Below are 23,443 nucleotides of genomic sequence, written 5' to 3'. Positions count from 1 at the left end.
CCCGCAACGTGCCTGTCCGTCGCGGCATCCGCTTGCGGGGTTCAGCTTTCAATACACCAAGCTATTCGGGGAGTTCAAAGCAATGTCCAGGAAATCGAACAAGCGCATTCGCATGCGTACATTGGTCGCCGCAACCGCGATCGCACTGACATCCATGGCGGCGACCGCCACCGCCGGGCAGCGGATCAATCTGAGCAGCCTGAACGGGCTGCAGGAAGCCGGCGCGACGCAGAGCCGCTTCATCGTGAAATACCGCGATGGCAGCACCCAGGCCACCAGCGCCAGCGCGTTGGCCGGCTCGCTGCAAAGTGCCGCCCGCGCCGTTCCTTCCACCCGGGGCGTGCGCCATCTCCGCCGTCTCGGCGTCGGCGCCGACGTGATCAAGACCGATCGTCCGCTGGACCGCGTCGAGGCCGAGGCCTTCATGCGGCAGATCGCCGCCGATCCGAATGTCGAGTATGTCGAAGCCGACGGGGTGGCGGTGGCGTACGCCGCGCCGAATGATCCGAAATACGGAAGCCAGTACGGTCTCAAGAATGGCCCGGGCGGCACCCACACCGAGCAGGCCTGGGACAAGTCGACCGGTGAAGGCGTCGTGGTCGCGGTAATCGACACCGGCTACACCGAGCACTCCGACCTGCTGCCGAACCTCCTGCCCGGCTACGATTTTCTTTCCGATCCCGTGAGGGGCAACGACGGCGACGGTCGCGATGCGGACGCACGCGACGTGGGAGATGGGTTCGAAGCCAACTTCTGCGTGCAGTTCGGTGAAAAGCCGCATGGGGGTAAAAACAGCTCCTGGCACGGTACGCATGTCGCCGGCACCGTTGCCGCGGTCACCGATAACGCCAAGGGCGTTGCGGGTGTCGCACCGAATGCGAAGGTCGTGCCGGTCCGCGTGCTGGGCCGTTGTGGCGGTCCCTGGTCCGATATCAGCGATGGGGTCACCTGGGCCTCGGGCGGCAGCGTTCCCGGCGCCCCGGCCAATCAGAACCCCGCCGAAGTGCTGAACCTCAGCGTGGGCAGCGGGTACCCCGGCACCTGCAGCGAAACCACCAAGCTGGCCATGAAGGAAGCCGTCGAGCGCGGTTCGATCGTGGTGGTTGCCGCCGGCAACGCCAATGGCGACGCATCCAGATATATGATGACCAACTGCGGCAACTCGATCTCGGTCGGCTCCAACACCAACACCGGTGCGCGCTCGTCCTTCTCCAACTACGGAGCGTCGGTGGATATCGCGGCACCAGGGTCGGACGTTCTATCGACCGTCAACAGCGGCCGCCAGGGGCCGGAACAGGAGGCCTACGCCAGTTACGACGGCACCTCGATGGCGGCCCCGCACGTGGCCGGCGTGATTGCGCTGGTCCAGGCGGCGGCGGAGACCCCGCTGACCCAGGCGGAGATGCTCGAGCTGCTGCAGGACACCGCGAGCGACTTCCCGTCCACCCCGTCGCGCCCGATCGGCGCCGGCATCGTCAACGCCGAGGCCGCGGTGAACGCAGTGCTTGACGGCACCGACCCGGACCCGGACCCGGACCCGACCGACCCGGACCCGACCGACCCGGACCCGACCGATCCGGTTGACGGTGAGTTGCAGAACGGCGTGCCGGTGACCGGCGTGGCCGGTGCAGCCTGGAGCCAGCAGTACTGGACCGTCGACGTGCCGGCCGGGGCCACCAACCTCAGCATCAAGCTTGTCGGTGGCTCGGGCTTCTTCTCCTCCGCCGACCTGTACGTGCGGCTGGGTTCGCAACCCACGACGACCGTCTACGCCTGCGGTCTGACGGGCAACCGGTCTCCCAAGACCTGCCGTGGAACCTACCCGACGCCCGGCACGTACCACGTGATGGTGCGTGGCGGCGGGTTCCTGCCCTACTCGGGTGCGAGCCTGGTTGCCACTTACGACAACTGAGTCCTGCCGTAAACGCAGCAACCCCGGCTTCGGCCGGGGTTGCTGTTTTTCGTATTACCGGTCCATCGCGACCAATGCATCTTCCGCATCCCGCAACGTGCCCGTCCGTCTCAGTTCCTCCAGGCTGGAGCGCGTTTCAAGAAAAGCCATGTGGTCGGTGCCCAGAAGCTCGGCGGCCACGTCGGACGCCTCAAGCAGAAGGGCCTCGGCCCGCGCAGTGTCCCCTTCGCGGACGGCGCACAACGCCTGGTATCTCAGCGACTCGTAGATCACCGCCTGGGCGAGGGTCGCCGGTAACAAGGCAGTGGCTTCGTCGATGGTGGCTCCCAGTTGCCGATAGCTTTCCCGGGTATGTCCTGTCCGGAACAGCAGGATGGCCAACGAATGCCGGACCAGCATCGGGTAGGTATGGTGCGACCCGTAATAGGTTTCGGCATCCACCATGGCCCCGCGCAGCAGGTGTTCGGCGTCGGCCAGGTCTCCCGTGTGGTGACGGCTCATCAGGGTTCGCGCCAGGTGCAGCTTCTGCTGCGGCATGGGGATGTGCTTGGTCCTGCCCACCTGCAACAACTGCGCGTTCAGGGCGATGCTCTCGTTGATCGCCGCCTGGTAGCGTTCGGCAGGCCAACTGGCGGGCGCCGAGCTCAATTTGTTGCCGAGGTTGTGTCGCGCCCGCCGCGCCATGTCGTGTTCGGGGCCCAGCGCCTTTTCGATGATGGCCAGTGCGTCGCGGGATTTCTCAAGGCTGGTTTCGTAGTTGTCACGCGCGTAATCGATCAATGATTCCACGCGCAATGCCTCGGCATACTCGGGGTGGGACACGCCGTAGGTCTGTTGGAGTATCGCCTTGCCCCGGGCCAGCGATTCGGCGCTGGCGTCTATCTGCCCCTGCATGAATTGATTGTCGGCCAGCACCACCCAGGCGATTCCGGTATCGGGGTGCTGCTCGCCCAGGGAGCGGCGGCGGCTTTCTACCAGCGCCTGGGCGATGGCCGCGGCTTCGTCGGTGCGCTCGGCCACCACCAGGGTCTGCGCCAGCTGTTGGCGCGCCTCGTCCGCCAGCAGGAGATTGTCGTCTTCCACCAGCGCGATCGCCCGCCGCAGGTCCCGCTCCGCATCGTCGAAACGAAGGATCCTGGTTCGCCACGATCCTCGCAGGGTCAACAGCTCGGCCAAGGGTTCCGGATCGGTGTCGCTCATCGCTTCCGCCGATGTCAGCGCCGCCTGCAGCGTGACCAAAGCCAGGTCACTGTCGGCCATGCCCCACTGCGCACGTGCCTGCTCGGTCAGCAGGCGGAGGCGAACATGACCTGCATGCTTGTCATCGAGGCTGCCGAGCCGCTGCAGACCTGCGGATGCCACTTCACCGGCCTGGGCGTGCAGGGCCTGCAAGTTGAGGAGGGATGCCCAGGTCGCACGGGCTTCCGCATTCTCCACTCCCTTTTGGGGTACCGCGGCCTCCGCCTCGCGCGCCAGCTGTGCTGCTTTCGGGTAGTCGCCGATGACGGCATAGCCGCGTGCCAGCGCCGACAGGCCACGCGACAGCAGGGTCGGATGCGACTGCAGGGGCTCCTGTCGCAATTGCGCTTCGGTGTTTTTGAGCAATGTCCGGGAAGAGAACGGTGTCTCGCTCAGTCCCGACAACGTGGCGTTGCCCAGCATCTGCTCGAACAAATGGCTTACCGCCCGGGTGGCCCCGGCTTCCCGGGCCATGCGGTGGTGCTGAATCGTGTTGACGCCCAGGCCGCCGGCCACCGCCAGCGCGACAGCCGCAGTCAACACAACCGGCAATCGGTTGCGGCGTAGAAACTTGCCCAGCCGATACCCGGTGCCGCTGCTGTGCGCCTGCACCGGCAGTTGCTTCAGCCATCGGAGCAGGTCGTCTTGCAACTCCGTGGCATTGCGATAGCGCTGTCCGGGAGTATTGGCCACGCATTTCAGTCCGATCGCGCTCAGGTCCCCGGCCAGGTGTCGGCGCAGCGCTTGCGGATTGCCGAAACCGCGTCGCCACGCCATTTCATACGTAGCCACAACGGCTACCTCGTCCATCGGCGCGGGTAACGGCAGCGGCGTCGCCCGCGTGCGCAGCAACGATGGCGGCAGCGGCCAGCCGCCGCACAGCAGCCGGTACATCACCACGCCCAGCGAGTAGATGTCGGTTCCGACATGCGGCCCGATGCCGGAGAGGATTTCGGGGGCGGTATACCCGTTGGGTACTGCCATGGGTGACGGGTGGTCCTGTTTGCCTCTTGTCAGGGTGGAAGACAGACCGAAATCGAGCAGTTGTACCCGTCCGTCGCCGGTCACCAGCACGTTCGACGTGTTGATGTCCTGGTGCAACACCAGCTTTCCGTGCGCGCAGGCGAGCGCATCGCAGACCTGCATCAACAACTTGACCCGTTCGTGCACCGGCAGTTGGCGCTCGGCGCACCAGTGATCAATGGGGATGCCATCCACGTAATGCATGGTGAACCACGGCTGCCCGTCGGGTTCGACCCCACCGTCGAGCAGCGCGGCGATGCCGGGGTGGTCCAACTGCGCCAGGTTGTTGCGCTCGTCGAGAAAGGCCTGGATCAGGCGCGGTGAGCAGAGTCCGGCGCGGATGCATTTGAGGGCCACGCGCTGCTGGTAATGGTCGTCGGCGCGGTGGGCTTCGTACACCGTCCCCATACCGCCGGTGCCAATGATGCGGTCGATCTGCCACGCGCCCAGGCGCGTGCCAAGGCGGAGATCGGGCGGGGGTGGCTCGACGGCCGCGCCTTTGCGCTGAAGCCGGGCCAGCAGTTCGAATGGCGCCCCGTCGAGCGGATGCTCCAGCGCGTCGGCCGCCAGCATGTCCGCCAGCGCGTCATGCAGCGGTCGGTCGTGGTCCCTGAGCCGTTCCAGCGCGCGCAATTGCCGGCGGCGGGACATCTCGACGTATTCGTCGAACAGCTTCAGCGCGTGGGCTCGTGTGGCTGGCATATAGGGCTGTCCGACACCGACCTTTATGGGGTACTTGCGTAGTTTCGTGGAAGCGGGCGGCCACCGGACATCGGTTGCCGTCATGCCCGCGGGATTTGGGCTGACGGCCAAGAATATATCCCGGGACAGGCATGTCCTGGATGTGCCCCTTACTGCGAGTACCTCTTGTATAGGGGTACGCGCTTCGACTTGATTCCACGATAAGGGATGGGGAATACGACATGAACAAGATCTACAGCACGGTATGGAATGCGAAGCTGGGGCAGTTGGTGGTGGCCTCGGAACTCGCCAAGGGCGGCAGTGTCGCGCCCACAGGAGCGGGACGCGTTTCGGGACCCAGGCTTGGTGCGCTTGCGGTGGCACTGGCCGTGCTGTTGCAGGGGTGGCCGCCGGGAGCGCATGCCAATACGCTCGAAGATGGTACTGAGACGTGCATAGGGGGTGCCGGCTTGTCTACTATTGGTAGGATAGCCACCAACCCTACTGTGGATGACCCCGAGGATGGTACTGGCTCTTTTTCCACCGTAGCCGGCTGCGAAGCGACGGGCAAAGACCAAACGGCAGCCACTGTCTACGGTGCTTGGAGCTCGGTAACCGGCAAAGGCGGCGCTGCCTTCGGTTTCAACAGTCAGGCGGGGCAGTGGGCGACCGCGGTCGGTCTGGAGAGCCGGGCGACGGGCAGGGGCAGTACGGCGCTTGGTTATGGTGTCATCGCGTCTGGACTCAATGCGGTGGCTATCGGCGGCTCCAGTTCCAATGTCGCTGGCGAATCGTTGTCCGTCCTCAACTCCACCACGGCCTCCGGCGTGTACTCCATCGCCATCGGCGCCAGCAACAGCAAGGGTGCCCAGGCCACCGCAAACAGTGCGATTGCCATTGGCGGCAACGCCGCGTCCAGCGGGCTCGGGACCGTCGCCCTCGGCGCGAGCTCCGTGGCCAGTGCGGAGCGCGCCACCGCCTTGGGGGTGGGCGCCGCCGCCGCAGGTGTGTCGTCGGTCGCCCTTGGCGATGGCGCGGTGGCCGCTGGCGACCGGGCCGTCGCCATTGGTAACAACACCCTGGCCCCCGGCACAAATTCCATTGCCATGGGTTATCAGGCAACAGCCAACGAATACGCGATTTCCCTGGGCTCGGGTTCCGATGCCACAGGGGATAACAGTCTGGCGGTTGGCCGGATCTCCCAGGCCACCGGTCTTGCGGCACTTGCCATGGGCTATCAGGCGGCAGCCAGCGCGGAGTATGCGACTGCCGTGGGTTCCGGAGCCGATGCCACGGGGGTGGGCAGTCTGGCGCTTGGCAATGTCGCCAAGGCCACGGCAGAAGGCGCCACCGCGGTGGGCAAGGACGCCACCGCCGGAGGCGTCAACGCGCTGGCCATCGGCACCGGCGCGCAGGCCAGCGGTGTCAACTCCATCAGCATCGGCACCGGCAACCAGGTCAGTGGCAACAACAGCGGCGCGATTGGCGACCCGACGGTGATCACCGGCGCGGGTTCGTACTCGCTGGGTAACGACAACACCATCGACGCCGACGAGGCGGGCATGTTTGGCAACAACAACGTGCTGGCGGCGGCGGCGGACGGCAGCCGGATTGTCGGCAACGGCAACAACGTTGCCGTGGCCGATGCGTTCGTCATCGGTAACGGGGCGGATGTGACCGTAGCCGGCGGTGTGGCCCTGGGTTCGGGGTCGGTGTCGGACACGGCGGCCGGCGTGGCCGGTTACGTGCCGACCGGCGCGGACGCGGCCGGTTCGGCGGCGATCGCGGCGACGGTGGCCACGCGTGCGGCAGTGGACGTGGGCAGCCGCCAGATCACGGGCGTGGCCGCGGGTGCCGCGGATGATGATGCGGTAAACGTGTCGCAGCTGAGCGCGTTGGCCGATACCGTTGATGCCAGTGCCACGCACTACTACAGCGTCAACGACAACGGCGTGCAGGGCGGCAACTACAACAACGACGGTGCGACCGGGATCAACGCGATTGCCGCTGGCGTGAATGCTGTGGCGAACGCGCAATCGAGTGTGGCGATGGGTACCGGCAGCGCAGCTTCGGGGGCCCGTGGCGTGGCAATCGGCAGTCTGGCCAAATCGCAATTCGCGGACGCCATTGCCATCGGCAGCGCTGCATCGGCGGGCACGATCAACAGCATCGCAATCGGCAACAACGCCACCCTTTCTGGCGCCCAGTTGAAGGTGGCCCAACTTCGTACCGATGGACTCGGCTTCCCCACCGACAATACCAGTGGCGGCGCCAATCCCATTCTATTCAGCTCGGTCGTGCTCGGCGACAATGCCGCCTCGGCCGGCGCGGGTGTCGCGCTGGGTTCCCACACCGATGCGGACGGGCAGGCTGCCGTTGCCATCGGCATGGGCGCGCATGCCCATGGCGGGTCGACGCTCGCCATTGGTGTTGCGAGCTACGCCGAGGGCGTCTATTCGACCGCGCTGGGGCGGATGAGCGTCGCCCAGGGTTCCCAGAGCCTGGCAATCGGCCAGGTCGCGACCGCCATCGGCAGCGGCAGCGTGGCGATCGGCGATTCTTCCTACGCCACAGGCGATCGTTCGGTGGCGCTGGGTTCGTCCAGCGCGACTTCCCAGGCTCAGGACACCACCACCAATACGCGCGCGGTTGGCGCCGATTCGCTTGCCCTTGGTACCTCGGCGGCGGCCTTCACCAACAGCGGTATCGCGGCTGGCCGCAACGCCGTCGCGGGCGTGGCCGGTTCGGCCACGGCGATCAGCGACATCGCCATCGGCACCGGCGCGCAGGCGACCGGCGGCAATTCGGTGGCCATCGGCACGGGCGCGCAGTCCAGCGGCGTCAGCGCCATCAGCATCGGCACCGGCAACCAGGTCAGCGGCAACAACAGCGGTGCGATCGGCGACCCGACGGTGATCACCGGCAGCGGTTCGTACTCGCTGGGCAACGACAACACCATCGACGCCGACGATGCGGGCACATTCGGCAACAACAACGTGCTGGCGGTGGGGGCGGCCGGCAGCCGGATTGTCGGCAACGGCAACAACGTGGACGTGGCCGATGCGCTCGTCATCGGTAACGGCGCGGATGTGACCGTGGCCGGCGGCGTGGCCCTGGGTTCGGGGTCGGTGTCGGACACGGCGGCCGGTGTGGCCGGTTATGTGCCGACCGGCGCGGACGCGGCTGGCACGGCGGCGATCGCGGCGACGGTGGCTACGCGTGCGGCAGTGGATGTGGGCAGCCGCCAGATCACCGGTGTGGCTGCGGGCTCCGCGGATGATGATGCGGTAAACGTATCGCAGCTGAGCGCACTGGCCGACACGGTCGATGCCACTGCCACGCACTACTACAGCGTCAACGACAACGGCGTGCAGGGCGGCAACTACGACAACGACGGCGCAACCGGCGTCAATGCGCTCGCCGCCGGTGTGGATGCCAGCGCGACGGTGGACAGCGGCACGGCGCTGGGCAATGGCGCCGTAGCCGGAGCGCAGGCGGGCGACGTGGCGCTGGGTTCGGGCTCGACCACCGCGGCGGTGGTCAACACCACCGGTGCGACGGTGGACAACGTGGCCTACACCTACGCGGGCACGGCGGCGACCAGCACGGTCAGCGTCGGCAGCGTGGGCGCCGAGCGCACACTCACCAACGTGGCGGCCGGTCGCGTGGATGCGACCAGCACTGATGCGATCAATGGCAGCCAGCTGTTTGCCACCGACCAGGCGGTCGACGCGCTGGGCGTAGACGTGGACACGGTCGGCACGACGACCGCGGCATCACTGGGCGGGACCTCGGCCTACGACGCGGCCACGCACACGGTAACGGCCGGCCTGGACGTGGACGGCACCACCCACACGACGGTGCAGGACGCACTGACCCAACTCAGCGACACCGCCAATGCCGGCTGGAACGTCACCGACGGCACCACCGCGGCGAACATCGGCCCCGACGGCACGGTCACCTTTACCGGTGACAGCAACCTGACGGTGGCACAGACCGGCGTGGACGATGCCGGTGCGGTGGAGATCACACTCAACGAAAACATCGATCTGGGTCCGGCCGGCAGTGTGACCACCGGCGAGGCGGTACTGAGCAACGCCGGCGTGACGGTGGGCCCGAACGTGGCGCTGGGCAACACCGGCCTGACCATCGCGGGTGGCCCCAGCGTGACCACCACCGGTATCGATGCCGGCGGCGCGGTGATCACCAACGTGGCGCCCGGCGTGGCCGGCACCGACGGGGTGAGCGTGGACCAGCTGACCGACGCGACCACTGCGGTGCAGACGCATTACTACAGCGTCAACGACAACGGCGTGCAGGGCGGCAACTACGACAACGATGGCGCGACCGGGATCAACGCGCTCGCCGCCGGCGTGGATGCCAGCGCGACGGTCGACAGCGGCACGGCACTGGGCAATGGCGCGGTGGCCGGAGCGCAGGCGGGCGACGTGGCCCTGGGCTCGGGCTCGACCACCGCGGCGGTGGTCAACACCGCCGGTGCGACGGTGGACAACGTGGCCTACACCTACGCGGGCACGGCGGCGACCAGCACGGTCAGCGTCGGCAGCGTGGGCGCGGACCGCACACTCACCAACGTGGCGGCCGGTCGCGTGGATGCGACCAGCACCGATGCGATCAACGGCAGCCAGCTGTTTGCCACGGATCAAGCGGTCGATGCACTGGGCGATAACGTGGACACGGTCGGCACGACGACCGCAGCTTCACTGGGCGGCACCTCGGCCTACGACCCGGCGACGCACGCGGTGACGGCCGGCCTGGACGTGGATGGCACCACCTACACGACGGTGCAGGACGCGTTGACCCAGGTCAGTGACACCGCCAGCGCGGGCTGGAATATCAGCGCGCAGGGTGCGAACGCGACCAACGTGGCGCCGGACGAGACGGTGGATCTGAACAACAGTGACGGCAACATCGTGGTGAGCAAGACCGCCACCGACGACGACGTGACCTTCGACCTGGCCGACGACATCGCGGTGGACAGCGTGACGGCAGGCGGCACGGTGGTCGACGGGACCGGCCTGACCATCGCGGGTGGCCCCAGCGTGACCCTCGCCGGCATCGATGCGGGCGGGCTGGTGATCGGCAACGTGGCGCCCGGCGTGGCCGCCACCGATGCGGTGAACGTCAGCCAGCTCACCGGACTGAGCGAGACACCGATGACCTTCACCGGCAACGCCGGCACGGTGGACCGGCTGCTGGGTGAGGAGCTGCTGGTGACCGGGGCGGCGACCAGCCCGGGCACCTACAGTGGCGCGAACCTGCGCACCGAGGTGGTGGGCAACGAGTTGCAGATCCAGATGACCGACCAGCCGGTGTTCGGTGCGGTCAGTGTCAACACCGCGGGTGCGGGCACCATCAACGGCCTGACCAACCAGACCTTCGACCCGGACAACTACACCTCGGGGCAGGCGGCCACCGAGGACCAGCTCAAGCAGATCAGCGACACGACCAATGCCGGCTGGAACGTCACCGACGGCACCAGCACGGCGAACATCGGCCCGAACGGCACGGTCACCTTTACCGGCGACAGCAACCTGACGGTGGCGCAAACCGGCGCGGATGATGCCGGTGAAGTCGAGATCACACTTAACGAGACCATCGACCTGGGCCCGGCCGGCAGCGTGACCACCGGCGACACGGTACTGAGCAACACCGGCGTGACGGTGGGTCCTGATGTGGCGCTGGGCAGCACCGGACTGGTGATTGCCGGTGGCCCGAGCGTGACCGCGACGGGCATCGACGCGGGCGGACTGGTAATCGGCAACGTGGCGCCCGGCGTGGCCGGCACCGATGCGGTGAACGTGGACCAGCTGACCGACGCGGTTTCAAGCGCCCAAACCAAGTACTACCACGTCAACTCGACCGGCGGCGGCAACGAAAACAGCGACGGTGCCACCGGTGTCGATGCAATCGCGGTCGGCAAGGATGCGTCGGCTGGAGGCAACGAGGCCATGGCCCTGGGCCTGGGTGCCTCGGCGGACGGCGACGGCAGCCTGGCGTTGGGCTCCGGGGCAACGGCGTCCCACGGCAACAGCGTCGCCTTGGGAGCCGGCTCGGCCACCTTGGTGGGCGCGCAGGCGAACTATGAAGGTGCGTACGTCGGCGCAAGCAGCTCCACCGGTGAGATGAACATCGGTGGCCGGCAGATCACCGGTGTCGCGGCCGGCTCGGCCGACACCGATGCGGTCAACGTCAGCCAGCTGCAGGCCGGTGTCGAGAGCGCCGTTGCGGAGTCCAACGCGTACACCGATACGCAGATCGACACCGTCAACGACTCGGTCAATCAACTGGGCGACCGTGTCACCACCGTCGAGGGCGATGTCGCCAATCTGGATGACCGGGTGAACAATGTCGAAGGCGACGTGACCAACCTGGGCACCACGGTCAACCAGTTCGACGATCGCATCACTGGCGTCGAGGACAGCGTCACTGCCCTGCAGCAAGGCGGGGTTGGAGCTTTCCGGGCCAGTGCGGATTCCAGCACGGTGGCGCCAAGCGCGACGGGCACCAACTCGTCTGCCGGTGGCGCCGGTGCGGCGGCCAGTGGAGAGAACGCCGTGGCGGTGGGCAACCAGAGCACGGCCAGCGCAGACAACAGCACCGCGGTAGGTACGGGGGCCGAGGCGACCCACGGCAACAGCGTGGCACTGGGTGCGGGTTCGGCTACGACGGTGGGCGCGCAAAGCGGCTACAACGCTGCGTATGTGGGCAACAGCACCTCGGCTGGTGAAGTGAATGTGGGTGGGCGTACGGTTTCCGGCGTGGCGGCAGGCGTAGCAGGTACGGATGCGGTGAATGTGAATCAGCTCAACTCCGGCGTGGATTACGCGATCAACCAGGCCAACAGTTACACCGATAGCCGGATCGACGGGCTCCAGAGCGATGTGTGGACCTTGGAACGCGGCTACAGGGGCGCTACCGCCTCGGCGATGGCGATGGCGGGATTACCCCAGGCGTATCTGCCCGGCAAGAACATGTTGGGTGTGGCCCTGGGTGGCTACCAAGGCGAGGGTGGCATGGCTGTCGGCCTCTCAGGCATCACCGAGAACGGACGCTTTGTCTACAAGGTCCAAGCCAGCGGAAACACCACCCGCGAATGGGGCTTCTCGGTCGGCGCCGGTATCCAGTGGTAAGCACCCGACGGCGGGTGGCCTTCAGGAAAGGTTGCCCGTCACCGCGGCGATGCGGCCGCGGGACTGAGTTCGCATTCCACCGAGACCAAACCTTCAAGGCGAAATCACAATGATCAACAAAAGCCAATCGATGATCCTCCTGATGATGGTGGGCGCGGTCGCCCTTGCCGCAGGCTGTACCCGGCACATCAGTCGCGACATCTCGCCGCAGGGGCAGGCAGGCGAGGTGATCTTTCCTTCCGCCGACCGGGTGGTGCTCAAAGGCGGCACCTTCCCCAATATCGACAACCTGCGGCAGATCGGTCCGGGCGTCACCAAGGATCAGCTGTACGGCCTGGTCGGCAAGCCGCATTTTCGCGAAGGCGCCTTCGGCGTGCGCGAGTGGGATTACCTGTTCCACTTCCGTCGGGGCAACGAGGTCACTACTTGCCAGTACAAGGTGATCTTCGACCAGGAGTACCAGGGGCAAAGTTTCCACTGGGCGCCGTCGAGCTGCGCCGATCTACTCAAGGTCGCGGATGAGGACGTGGCGGTGGAGAAACGGTTCGAGTTGTCCGACGAGGTACTTTTCGAGTTCGCCCATTACGCGCTGGAGGACGTACTGCCGGGCGGTCGCGAGCAGCTCGTCTCGATCGTCGACACGCTGGAGTCGACGGAGACCGGTGAGGTGCGCGTCATCGGCCACGCTGACCGGATTGGCCGCGAGGACGACAACCTGTTGCTGTCGCAACGCCGCGCCGACACGGTACGGAGCTTTCTGGTCGAGCAGGGCGTGCCGTCGCACGACGTCTCCTCGCAGGGGCGCGGTGCGAGCGAGCCGGTGAAGGAGTGCGATGACGGCCTGGAACGCAGTGCGCTGGTGGTGTGCCTGCAACCCAACCGTCGGGTCGAGATCGTGGCCGATGGCGTGATGTCCGAGGAATGACCACGACCGTTGAATCGGTGAAACGGAGCTACGACGAAACCCCGTATGATTCGCGCCCGTTTCCCCAGTCGACTCCGGAGCACGTGGCGGCCGTCGCGCACCTTTTCGGATTGCAAACGCCCGCGCCGGACACGGCCCGGGTGTTGGAGCTCGGTTGTGCGGCAGGCGGCAACGTGGTGCCGTTCGCGGCGCGCCATCCGGGCGCCCAAGTGCTGGGCCTGGACTTGTCGCACGTGCAGATCGACTGTGGGCAGAGGGTTGTCGATGGCCTGGGATTGCGGAACCTGGAGCTCCGTCAGGCCGACCTGAGCACGCTTGAGGATGATGTCGGCGAGTTCGACTACATCATCTGTCATGGCGTTTACAGCTGGGTGCCGGCGCATGTGCAGAACGCGATACTGCAGTTGTGCGGGCAACGCCTGAGTCCGAATGGCGTTGCGTATGTGAGCTACAACACCTATCCAGGCTGGAAGGGCAAGGAGATCGTGCGCGATGCGATGTTGTTGCGCGGTGCCGAACGCAACACGCCGGCCGACCGGCTGGCCTATGCGCGCGGCATGATCGAGTTTCTCGGCCAGATGGCACATCCGGACAGCGTGCTGGCACGGGTGGTGGAAGAAAACCTGCCAATGCTGAAGAACTCGCAGGATTACTATCTGCTGCACGAGTTCCTGGAGGAGTGCAATGCGCCCTGCTATTTCGGCGACTTCGTGGAACGCGCCTCCGGGCATGGCCTGTCCTATCTTGCGGAAGCCGAGCCGGCCGGCATGTTCGTTTCAAACCATGGCCAGGGTATCGCCGGGCCGTTGCTGAAAGAGTGTGGGGACAGCCAGGTAAAGCTGGAGCAGTACCTGGATTTCGTCACCAACCGTCAGTTCCGGCAGACCTTGCTGGTGCCTGCCGAACGGGCGACGGAGATCAACTACGCATTGTCGGCCGAGCGTCTGCAGGCGCTGCACTACGCGGCCAACCTGCCTTGCCAGGATCAGGTGCCGTCAATGGATGCCCGGCCACAGCGCTTCGGGCCGTCCCCCGGCCAAAGTATCAGTTTGGACGGGCCCGCGGCCAAGGCGGCGGCAGGCGCATTGACTCGGGTCTGGCCCTCGACATTGAGCTACCCCGACCTGCTGTCGACGGTGGCAGCCCGCGTGGACGAGCCTCGGGAGCAGGTGCGCATCCAACTGGACGGCCTGCTGGAGTCGCTGGTGATAAGTGGCCTGGCGCGGTACCGGCTGTCGCCGGTAGCCGTCGGCGGGACGACAGGGGACAAGCCCTGCATCGGTATCCACGCACGCAAGGCGGCGGCATTGCACGACGTGGCCGGTGGGACGTTCAATGCATGGCATGAAACGGTCGCCCTGGATCCGGTGGGCCAATGCCTGTCTCCCTTCCTGGACGGCAGTCATGATCGTCAGGCACTGTTGAAGCGACTCGGTGATGCGGTGCGGAAAAAGCGAATCCAGTTCGTCATGAACGGCCGGCCGGTGACCGGCGAGGCCGAGCAAGCCAGATGCATGGAGGAGCATCTGGATGCGTTATTGAGTTACTTGCCGCAAACAAAACTGTTGCTGCCGATCGATGGTTGACGGCCAACATCATCAGGATCGGACAGGAGGAATATCCCTATGAAGAAGTTCCCGCTCACGCTCTGCCTGCTGCTGCTGCTGACGGCAGGCACCGCTCTGGCGCAGCAACCGCAGCAACGACCACAATCAGCCGAGGGGACCGCGCCTGCGGCACAGCGCAACGCGCTGAGTCCCAATGATTTCATCAACGCCGGTTTGCAGGCTGCGCAATGGATCGATGCCGGCCGGGTCGGTGATCTGTGGGAGGGTGCGTCCCCGTTGACCAAGAGCAGTGTCGCGCGCGAGGCTTTCGTCGCCGGCATCGCCAAGGTGCGGCAGCCGCTTGGCACGGTGGTCAGCCGCAACTGGGTATCGTTGCATCGTCAGCAGGGCGACGCCTCTGGCCCGCTTCCACCCGGACAGTACGTCGGCATCGGGATGGCCACGGTTTTTGCTGCTAACACGGTTGCGCATGAGCGGGTGACACTGCATCTGGACGAGGACGGAATCTGGCGGTTTACCGGTTACGTGCTGGAGTAACCGGCGGTTCGCTCGTCAGACACTGTCCGGTGTGTCGGTCGACGCGCGCTCGCCCTCGCTCAGGTGACTGAACAGGTACGCACGCGCCTTGCGCCAGTCGCGGCGGACGGTTCGTTCGGTCAGGTTCATCACCCCGGCTATTTCCTGGTCGTTGAATCCGCCGAAATAGCGCAGCTCAACCACCCGGGCCAGGCGCGGGTCCACTGATGCAAGGCTGTTCAAGGCCTCGTCGAGTATCAGCAACTGCTCCAGTTGCGAGCTCTCGCCGGGCTCGTGAATGTCGTCCAGTGCGCAGACCTCGATGCCATCGCCGCGCTTCCCGGCCAATGCCCGCCGTGCCTGGTCCAGCAGGACGAAGCGCATGGCGCGCGCGATCAGGGAGATCAAGTGTGTGCGGGTGCCGACATCGAAGTTGGCACTGACCAGCCGCAACCACGTCTCACTGATCAGCGAGGTGGGGGAATGGACTAAGCGGCGCTGCTGCTGCCGAATCTGGAAACGTGCGACCTGGTGCAGATCCTTGTAGAGCAGCATGTAGATACGGTCCCACGCATCATCGCGCCCGTCCTGGGCCTCGGATATAAGCTTGGTGACGGTTTCCAGCGTGTCGCCGCCGGTCCTGGTGTTGAAGCTTTCCGACGTCGGGGTTGCGGCGCCTTGCTCCGGCTTTGCCGACTCGCGGTGCACCATGGCCGCATGTGCTCCTTGTCACGGGGTCAACAGTGGTCGAGCAGGTTGGGTCCCCCCAAGTCTTAATCCTACGCGATGGACAGCTCCCCGGCCCAGGTGACCACGAAGAACGCGGCTTCCCCCGCTTCCACTGGCCACCGGTAAGCAAAAAAAAACCCGCCGGAAGGCGGGTTTCTTTTTGGACAAGCCGGAAGGCTTACTTGATCTTGCCTTCCTTGTAGATCACGTGCTTGCGAACGACGGGATCGTACTTCTTGATCTCCATCTTGTTCGGCGTGTTCTTCTTGTTCTTGTCAGTGGTATAGAAATGACCGGTGTTGGCCGAAGAGATCAGGCGAATTTTGTCGCGCTTGGAAGCCATGGTTCAATTCTCCTTAGATCTTTTCGCCGCGTGCGCGGAGATCGGCCAGAACGGAGTCGATACCGTTCTTGTCGATGGTGCGCATGGCGTTGGCGGAAACACGGAGCTTCACCCAGCGGTTTTCACTGGCGACCCAGAAGCGGCGCTCGTGAAGGTTGGGCATGAAGCGGCGACGGGTCTTGTTCATGGCGTGCGAGACGTTGTTGCCGGTCGTCGTTCGCTTGCCGGTTACTTGGCATACACGGGACATTACGCACCTCGAAAGGATGTTGATGCTTCCCTTGGCCAGGGAGGCGGCGGCCCCGCCGGGTCCACGGTTCAGGTGGGCGGCATGCGATACGGGAAGGGTGCCGTCCCGGGGGACGGACGCTGGAACCGGGCGACCCGGAATCGCGCTTCCGGGAGTCGCCTTGCTTACCCATTGGGAAAGCAGGACACAGCGAGCCAAGTATTATGCGGGCTTGGGGGTGGCTGGGCAAGTATTCACGGCAACGGCAACGGCAACGGCAACGGCAACGGCAACGGCAACGGCAACGGCAGGGCGTGGGCTTCGGGGGGAGCGGCGCCCGGTGCAGGGCCTGCTCTTCGGCTCGGTCGGCCATCCATGGCCGACTCGCCGCCGCGGACATCCATGTCCGCTATACGCAGGCCCTACACCGGACGCCGCGTCGGCGCTTTGGGTGGCGCGTGCTCAGGCGCTTGTGGCTTCGGTCTTTGCGGGTTGCGTGGAATCTGCGGCCTTGGATTGCTCGATGAACTCGTGTACCTGGGTTTCCAGCACCGGTAGCGGAACCGAGCCCAGCGCCAGCACCATGTCGTGGAAGGCCTTGATGTCGAACTGGTTGCCCAGTTCTTTCTCCGCCTCGCCACGCAGGCGGACGATCGCCAGTTCGCCCAGTTTGTAGCTCAGTGCCTGGCCGGGCCATGAGATGTAGCGGTCGACCTCGGTGGTGATCTCGTGCTCGCTCAGCGCAGTGCGGTCGCGCAGGTAGGCCAGGGCCTGGTCGCGGGTCCAGCCTTGGGCATGCACGCCGGTGTCGATCACCAGTCGCGCCGCGCGCCACATCTCGTAGGTCAGTCGGCCGAAATGTTCGTAGGGGGTCTGATAGATGCCCATTTCCTCGCCCAGTTTTTCCACATACAGCCCCCAGCCTTCGCCAAAGGCGGAGATGTAGGTGTTGCGGCGGAAGTCGGGCAGGTCGGTCTGCTCCTCCGCCAGTGCGCCCTGCAGGGCGTGGCCGGGCGAGGCTTCGTGCAGGGTCAGGGCCGGCAGGTTGTACAGCGCGCGCGAGGGCAGGTCGTAGGTGTTGAGCCAGTAGGTGCCGTTGCCACCGCGACCGCTGGTCCAGAACGGGGCGATGTCTTCCGGTACCGGAATGATGGTGAAGCGGCCGCGTGGCAGGGTGCCAATGTATTTGCCGACGACGCCGTCGATGCGCTTGGCGATCCAGGCGGCGCGATTGAGCAGTTCCTGTGGGGTCTTGGCGTAGAACTGCGGGTCGGTGCGCAGGAACTCCAGAAACTCGGCAAAGCTGCCTTCGAAGCCGACCTGCTCGATGATTGCATCCATCTGGGTCTGGATCCGGGCGACTTCATCCAGACCTATCTGGTGGATCTCATCGGGGGTGAGGTCCAGGGTCGTGTACTTGCGGATCTGCTGGCGATAGAACGCTTCGCCATCGGGAAACTCGGAGGCGCCCAGGGTGGTGCGTGCGCGCGGCACGTATTGCTCGCGGAAGAAGCTCAGCAGTTGGCCGTAGGCGGGGATCAGCTGTTCACCGATCGCAGCGCGCGCGGCTTCGCGCAGCCTGGCTTGCTCGGCGGCAGGGATGGTGTCGGGGAGCTTCTCCAATGGCTCGTAGAAGCTGGACTGGGTCGGGTCGTCGAGTTCGGCGATGGCGGCGATCGAGACATCGCGCCCGTCCAGCACGATCCGCGGCACGCTGAAGCCACGGTCCAGCCCGGCCCGCATGTTGGCGATCTGCTGGTCGAAGTAGCGCGGCACGTCGGCCAGGCGGTCGATGTAGGCCTGGTAGTCTTCCGCGGTATGCATCGGGCGCCGGGTCATGAAACCCAGGTTGGACCAGAACGAGGAGTCCGAGTTGAACGGCATTTCGTAGCTGCGGAACCGGACCTCAGCGGCGAGGTTCTCGACCTGGGGGCGATACACCGCCAGGTTGATACGGTTGTCCGCCGACAGTGCGTCGGGATCGATCGTGTCGAGTTCGGCCAGCACTTCCTCCCAGACCTTCAGCCGCGCGGCCTGGCTGGCCGCGTCGACCGATGGAAGCTGGTGCTGGTTGGCACCGTCACTGTCCTCGTCGGCGCTGCCGAATTGCTTCTGCCGCCAGGTCCATTCGCGCTCGTGGATCGCCTGGAAACGGGCGTCAGCCGCCGAGGCTTCGGCCGCTGGCTCGGCGCCGGGCGTGGTGGCCGTCGCTCCGGCAGCGGCCGGTCCGGCGTGGGCGGGCACGGCGGCAAGCGCCAGGTGGGCGGCGAGGAGGGCGGGGAGCAGTAGGTTCACGGCGGCCACGGATACGGGAAGGTTCCTGATCTTCGCATTCGCGCCCGATGCCTGCCCACGGGCCAAAAGTACCGGGCTGACGGCGCCGGTCGGGTCCGTCGGTGTTACTCGCCGCGGCCGCGCAGCTTCTCCAGCACCCCGTCGAGTGAATCCAGGTCGCTGTAGTGGATCACCAGCCGACCCTTGCCGCCGCGACCGTGCAGGACATTGACCTTGGTGTTGAGCGACTCCGACAGCTCACGCTCCAAGGTGACGATGTCGGCCTGTGGGCGCGCCTTGGCCGGGCGTGCGCGCTTGCCTTCGGGAACCTTGCCCAACGCGTACTGCTGGACGCGATGCTCCACCTCGCGCACCGACCAGCCGTGCTCGGCGGCGTCGCTGGCGAGCTTGCTGGCAAGCTCTGGCGACAAAGTAAGCAGCGCGCGCGCGTGCCCCATCTCCAGTTGCCGGGTCTCGACCAGCGCGCGGATCGCCGGCGGCAGTTCCAGCAAACGCAGCAGATTGGAAACCGATGCGCGCGAACGCCCCACGGCGCCGGCGGCCTGGGCGTGGGTGAGGTCGAACTCGTCAATCAGCCGCTGCAGCGCGGAGGCCTCTTCCAGCGGATTGAGGTCCTCGCGCTGGATGTTCTCGATCAGGGCCATCGCAATCACGGTGCGATCGTCCACTTCGCGCACGACTACCGGGATCTCGTCCAGCCCGGCCAGTTGCGAGGCGCGCCAGCGGCGCTCGCCGGCGATGATCTCGTAGGTCTTGCCGCCGTGCTCGCGGGTTTCGCGCGCGACAATCGGCTGGATCACGCCCTGGGCGCGGATCGACTCCGCCAACTCCTCCAGCTTGTCTTCGTCCCAGTGCTTGCGCGGCTGGTACTTGCCCGGCGCGAGAGCATCCACGGGCAGGTAGCGCAAGCTATCGCCGATACCCGCCTCCAGCACGGTCGCGCCGGCCTTCGGGCCAAGCAGCGCCTCCAACCCGCGACCCAGCCCCCGCTTCTTTGCCGTGGCCGCCTTGCTTGCCGGACTTTTGGCTGCCGGGTCCTGTGCGGCGGCTTGCTTGCCGGGCTCGCCCTTTACGGCACTCATGCGACGGTCTCCGTGGTTGGTGGCGTGATCCCCGGCTGCGCTTGTTTGACCGCCCGGCTGCGCTCGCGCTGGCGGCGCAATACTTCCCCGGCCAGGCCAAGGTAGGCAATCCCGCCACGGCTCGCACCGTCGTAGCCGACGATGCTCTGGCCATGGCTGGGGGCTTCGGCCAGGCGCACGTTGCGTGGGACGATGGTGCGGAACACCTGGTCGCCGAAATGAGTGGTCAGCTCGGCCGAGACCGCGTTGGCCAGGTTGTTGCGCACATCGAACATGGTCCGCAACACGCCCTCGATCTCCAGTTGCGGGTTGAGGTTGCCACGGATAGCCTCGATGGTATCCATCAGCGCGCTGATGCCTTCCAGCGCGTAGTACTCGCACTGCATCGGCACGATCACCGAATCGGCGGCGGTCAGCGCGTTGAGCGTCAACAAGGACAGTGCCGGAGGGCAATCGATCAGGACGAAGTCGTAGTTGTCGGCAATCGGCGCCAGTGCCAGCTTCAGTTGTTGTTCGCGTGCATCGGTGGTCATCAGCCGCAGCTCGGCGGCCGTCAGGTCGATGTTGCCCGGCAGCAGGTCGAAGTCTTCCTGGGTGCGCACGATCGCGGCGGCGGCGGTGTCCTCGCCCAGCAGCACCTCGCAGATCGACGTTTCCAGCTCGCGCTTGTCTACTCCGCTACCGGTGGTGGCGTTGCCCTGCGGGTCCAGGTCGACCAACAACACCTTCTGCGGCGTGCGCGCCAATGCGGCGGCCAGGTTGACGGCGGTGGTGGTCTTGCCGACCCCACCTTTCTGATTGGCGACGGCGATGATGCGGGCCATGCGGCTCGTCCCCTGGCTCAAGGTTGCAAAGGCGGCGCGGTGCGCCGGTCGGACTGGGGATTATGCCCGCCTCGGCGGTTGCCTGCCGAGGGCGTGGCTTCGTCCCACGATGACCAGGTGGCGCTCGGCGTCCAGGCCCGGGACCGACAGCGGATGCGACGCACTCAAGGCCCAGCCCGGTGGCAATTCGGCGATCTCCTGCGCGGGATACACGCCCTTCATTGCCAACAGGCAGCCGTCGGGTCTGAGCAGATGGCCGCCGAGCTGGAGGATCAACGGCAGCGTCGCCAGCGCGCGGGCGGTAATCGCGTCGAAGGCGCCAGGCCGATCCAGTGCCTCGATCCGCGATTCGACCACTTGCACGTCCCGCAGGCCCAGCTTGCGCACCACCTCGCGCATGAACCGGCACTTTTTGCCATTGCTCTCCACCAACGTGACCCGCAGGCCGGGCTTGGCGATGGCCAACGGGATGCCCGGCAGGCCGGCACCGGTACCCAGGTCGGCCAATGCCCCGCCCGCACCGGCGATGTCGTCCAGATACGCGTGCATCGCCAGCGAGTCGAGCAGGTGTTTGTCGACCATTTCCAGCGGGTCGCGCACGGCTGTGAGGTTGTAGGTCTGGTTCCAGCGCACCAGCAGGCCCAGGTAATCGAGCAGCGGCACGGACAGGCCACGATCCAGGGCGAGGGCCTCCAGGCCCGCTTGCAGGCGAGATTGGAGGCGCTCGGGGGGCGCTGCGGCAGGGACGGTTGGGCTGATCATCGTCGGAGAGTATGACGGCCTTAGACGGCTGGTAGCCGTCACGTCGACGGCCAGTGGTCACGCCAGGCAAGCATTGCGGTGTAGCCAGGGGCGGGTGACAGTTCACGCAGGCCCCACTGCGAGGGGCGTCCCAGTGCCGGGTCACAGGTGGCCAGTTGCAGCCCGGCCGCGGTGTCCGTAAACGCGAGCCGGTCCAGGCCAAATGCCAGACCGCGCCCGTGCGCCTTCAGGACCGCTTCTTTCGCACACCATAAACGCACGAAGTTGTGCTCACGCACCGTGGGGTCCAGGTGGTCGAGCCATTGAGCCTCCTGCGCGCTGAAGAAGCGCCGGGCCAGCATCTGCGCGCGCGGGCGTGGGCGTTGCCACTCCAGGTCGGCGCCGACCCGGCGGCCTTCCGCAAGTGCGGCCAACAGGCCTTCACCGCTGTGGCTCCAGTTGCAGTCCCAGCGGTCGAACGGTGCGCCGAGCATGGGGCGCCCATATGGCGTGCGTTCGATCCGCAGATCTGCCGCTGGATAGTGGAGTTGTTCCGATAGCCATTTCCGCACGACCGGCTCGGCCGCCTGTCTCCGTGGCAGCGGCAGCCAGGTCCAACGAGGTGTGGGGGGATCGGACAGGAACATGAACTCGCTGTTGATCTGACCATGGTCGGTCAGCGTAAGCTAATGCAAGGGGAGCGGCGTTGCCGCAGGATCGGCCTATGTCTGCGGTTATCGATAATTCTGCCAATGAAGTCATCCCGCCGGATGCGTCGGCCATGGTTGCCGGTGCGCCTGATCGGGTGATCGCGTTCAACGCCGATGGCGTGATTTCGCTGGCGACGTTCCAGCGTGAAGTATGCGCCGTGGCCGCGAGCTTGCCGTCCGCCCCGTACGTGATCAACCTGTGCGAGGACCGTTACCGCTTCCTGGTCGCTTTCTGCGCCGCCGTGATGCGTGGGCAGACCACCTTGCTGCCTTCGTCGCGTGCACGGGTGGTGATCGAGCATGCGCAGTCGCGGCATCCGGGCAGTTACTGCATTGGCGACAGTACCTGCGGTCCGCTGTGGGCCGGCGTCCAACTGCTGCCCGACAGGCTTCCCCAGCTGGATGGGGCGTTGCCGGCGATAAGAGAGCAGGCATTGGTCGCGATCGGCTTCAGCTCCGGCAGTACCGGCGAGCCCACCGCGACGGCCAAGCGTTGGGGTTCGTTCCAGGCCAGCACCGCGCAGAACCTGGCCGCGCTGGCCGGACTGCTTGACCGGGATGGCGTTACGCCCCTGGTCGCAACGGTGCCGCCGCAACATATGTACGGAATGGAGATGTCCGTGCTGCTGCCGCTGCTCGGCCCGGTTGCCATGCATTCGGCGCGCCCGTTCTTTCCGGGTGACGTGGCGCAGGCACTGGCCGACGCCGCCACGCCCCCCTTGCTGGTAACCAGCCCGGTGCACCTGCGCATCCTGCTGGACTCGGGGATCAAGCTGCCGCGGTTGTGCGGAGTGGTGTCGTCCACCGCACCGCTGCCGGTTGAGTTGGCTGCCGCTGCCGAGAAGCGCTTTGGCTGTGAAGTGCGCGAACTGTTCGGCTCAACCGAGACCTGTGTGATTGCCCGTCGCCGCACCGCGGTGGAAAGCGCCTGGACGCCGTTGCCCGGCGTGCGGCTGGAGCCGCAACCCGACGGTACGGCGGTGCATGCGCCGCACCTTGCACAGCCGGTAAAGCTGGCTGACCTGGTCGAGTTGCATCCGGAAGGTTGCTTCCAACTGCGTGGACGCAACGCCGACCTGCTGGAAATCGCCGGCAAGCGCGCCTCGTTGGGCGACTTGAACCGGAAGTTGCTCGCCGTACCCGGAGTCGTGGATGGGGTGATGGTGCAGTTGGATGCCGCGGACGATGCCGGCGTGCGCCGGATTGCCGCACTGGTGGTCGCCCCGGGACAGGACGAGGCGACCATCCTGCTCGCATTGCGCGGACAGATGGATCCGGTGTTCCTGCCGCGTCGCCTGCGCTGTGTTGACGGTCTGCCACGCAACGACACGGGCAAGTTGCCACGCGATGCGGTGTTGGCACTGCTGGCTGCCGGCTGAGGCCTGCTGACACCTTCGTCACGCCGCCCTATACAGACTGGGATCGCCCCCAAGCAGGGGAGCATTTAAACCTCTGAATGGACAGGAGAGACA

General features: G+C 66.1%; 15 protein-coding genes. 6 read left to right on the top strand and 9 right to left on the bottom strand.

Features of this window, described 5'->3' with window-relative positions; all coding sequences use genetic code 11:
- The first annotated feature begins 82 nt into the window (after nt 1-82).
- The gene (locus tag ACW7G6_RS05900; protein ID WP_456997756.1) at nt 83-1,912 is read left to right on the top strand and encodes a S8 family peptidase; all 1,830 of its coding nucleotides are present in this window, start codon (nt 83-85) and stop codon (nt 1,910-1,912) included.
- A 54-nt stretch (nt 1,913-1,966) separates the two neighbouring features.
- On the opposite strand, the gene ACW7G6_RS05895 is transcribed toward ACW7G6_RS05900, so the two are convergent.
- Nucleotides 1,967-4,876, bottom strand: coding sequence for a protein kinase domain-containing protein (locus ACW7G6_RS05895; protein ID WP_456997755.1), 2,910 nt, complete (start codon nt 4,874-4,876; stop codon nt 1,967-1,969).
- A gap of 221 nt (nt 4,877-5,097) precedes the next feature.
- Here ACW7G6_RS05895 and ACW7G6_RS05890 point away from each other — a divergent pair, with 221 nt between their 5' ends.
- The 4 genes from ACW7G6_RS05890 to ACW7G6_RS05875 all read left to right on the top strand — a co-directional run bounded on the left by ACW7G6_RS05890 (nt 5,098) and on the right by ACW7G6_RS05875 (nt 15,039).
- Nucleotides 5,098-12,009 (top strand): YadA-like family protein, encoded by a 6,912-nt coding sequence (locus ACW7G6_RS05890; protein ID WP_456997754.1) that lies wholly within the window; start codon nt 5,098-5,100, stop codon nt 12,007-12,009.
- Nucleotides 12,010-12,118: 109 nt separating this feature from the next.
- Nucleotides 12,119-12,934 (top strand): OmpA family protein, encoded by an 816-nt coding sequence (locus ACW7G6_RS05885; RefSeq protein ID WP_456977776.1) that lies wholly within the window; start codon nt 12,119-12,121, stop codon nt 12,932-12,934.
- Nucleotides 12,931-14,520, top strand: a complete 1,590-nt coding sequence (locus tag ACW7G6_RS05880; RefSeq protein ID WP_456977775.1) for a methyltransferase regulatory domain-containing protein — start codon at nt 12,931-12,933, stop codon at nt 14,518-14,520. The genes ACW7G6_RS05885 and ACW7G6_RS05880 overlap by 4 nt, the downstream gene beginning before the upstream one ends.
- A 39-nt stretch (nt 14,521-14,559) precedes the next feature.
- The gene (locus ACW7G6_RS05875) at nt 14,560-15,039 is read left to right on the top strand and encodes a DUF4019 domain-containing protein (RefSeq protein WP_456997753.1); all 480 of its coding nucleotides are present in this window, start codon (nt 14,560-14,562) and stop codon (nt 15,037-15,039) included.
- Between the two features lie 15 nt (nt 15,040-15,054).
- On the opposite strand, the gene ACW7G6_RS05870 is transcribed toward ACW7G6_RS05875, so the two are convergent.
- The 8 genes from ACW7G6_RS05870 to ACW7G6_RS05835 form a co-directional block, all read right to left on the bottom strand.
- The gene (locus ACW7G6_RS05870; protein WP_456977773.1) at nt 15,055-15,729 is read right to left on the bottom strand and encodes an ECF-type sigma factor; all 675 of its coding nucleotides are present in this window, start codon (nt 15,727-15,729) and stop codon (nt 15,055-15,057) included.
- Nucleotides 15,730-15,925: 196 nt separating this feature from the next.
- The gene (rpmG, locus tag ACW7G6_RS05865) at nt 15,926-16,090 is read right to left on the bottom strand and encodes a 50S ribosomal protein L33 (RefSeq protein ID WP_036191471.1); all 165 of its coding nucleotides are present in this window, start codon (nt 16,088-16,090) and stop codon (nt 15,926-15,928) included.
- Between the two features lie 13 nt (nt 16,091-16,103).
- Nucleotides 16,104-16,340: a 50S ribosomal protein L28 gene (rpmB, locus tag ACW7G6_RS05860; RefSeq protein WP_036191474.1), complete on the bottom strand. Its 237-nt coding sequence runs from the start codon at nt 16,338-16,340 to the stop codon at nt 16,104-16,106.
- A 441-nt stretch (nt 16,341-16,781) separates the two neighbouring features.
- Nucleotides 16,782-18,614, bottom strand: a complete 1,833-nt coding sequence (locus tag ACW7G6_RS05855; protein WP_456977771.1) for a DUF885 domain-containing protein — start codon at nt 18,612-18,614, stop codon at nt 16,782-16,784.
- Nucleotides 18,615-18,718: 104 nt separating this feature from the next.
- A complete protein-coding gene (locus tag ACW7G6_RS05850) occupies nt 18,719-19,696 on the bottom strand; it encodes a ParB/RepB/Spo0J family partition protein (RefSeq protein WP_456977770.1) in 978 nt (325 codons plus the stop codon).
- A complete protein-coding gene (locus ACW7G6_RS05845; protein WP_456977769.1) occupies nt 19,693-20,520 on the bottom strand; it encodes a ParA family protein in 828 nt (275 codons plus the stop codon). The genes ACW7G6_RS05850 and ACW7G6_RS05845 overlap by 4 nt, the downstream gene beginning before the upstream one ends.
- Before the next feature lie 60 nt (nt 20,521-20,580).
- Nucleotides 20,581-21,282, bottom strand: coding sequence for a 16S rRNA (guanine(527)-N(7))-methyltransferase RsmG (rsmG, locus tag ACW7G6_RS05840; RefSeq protein ID WP_456997752.1), 702 nt, complete (start codon nt 21,280-21,282; stop codon nt 20,581-20,583).
- A gap of 38 nt (nt 21,283-21,320) precedes the next feature.
- On the bottom strand, nt 21,321-21,755 hold the full coding sequence (locus tag ACW7G6_RS05835) for a 4'-phosphopantetheinyl transferase family protein (protein ID WP_456977767.1): 435 nt from the start codon (nt 21,753-21,755) through the stop codon (nt 21,321-21,323).
- A 230-nt stretch (nt 21,756-21,985) separates the two neighbouring features.
- Here ACW7G6_RS05835 and ACW7G6_RS05830 point away from each other — a divergent pair, with 230 nt between their 5' ends.
- The gene (locus ACW7G6_RS05830; protein WP_456997751.1) at nt 21,986-23,350 is read left to right on the top strand and encodes an AMP-binding protein; all 1,365 of its coding nucleotides are present in this window, start codon (nt 21,986-21,988) and stop codon (nt 23,348-23,350) included.
- Nucleotides 23,351-23,443: the final 93 nt, after the last annotated feature.

It is taken from the genome of Lysobacter sp. A421 (genome assembly GCF_054052145.1).
Note: the sequence above shows the minus strand (reverse complement) of the source record. Positions and strands in the feature narration are given on the sequence as shown.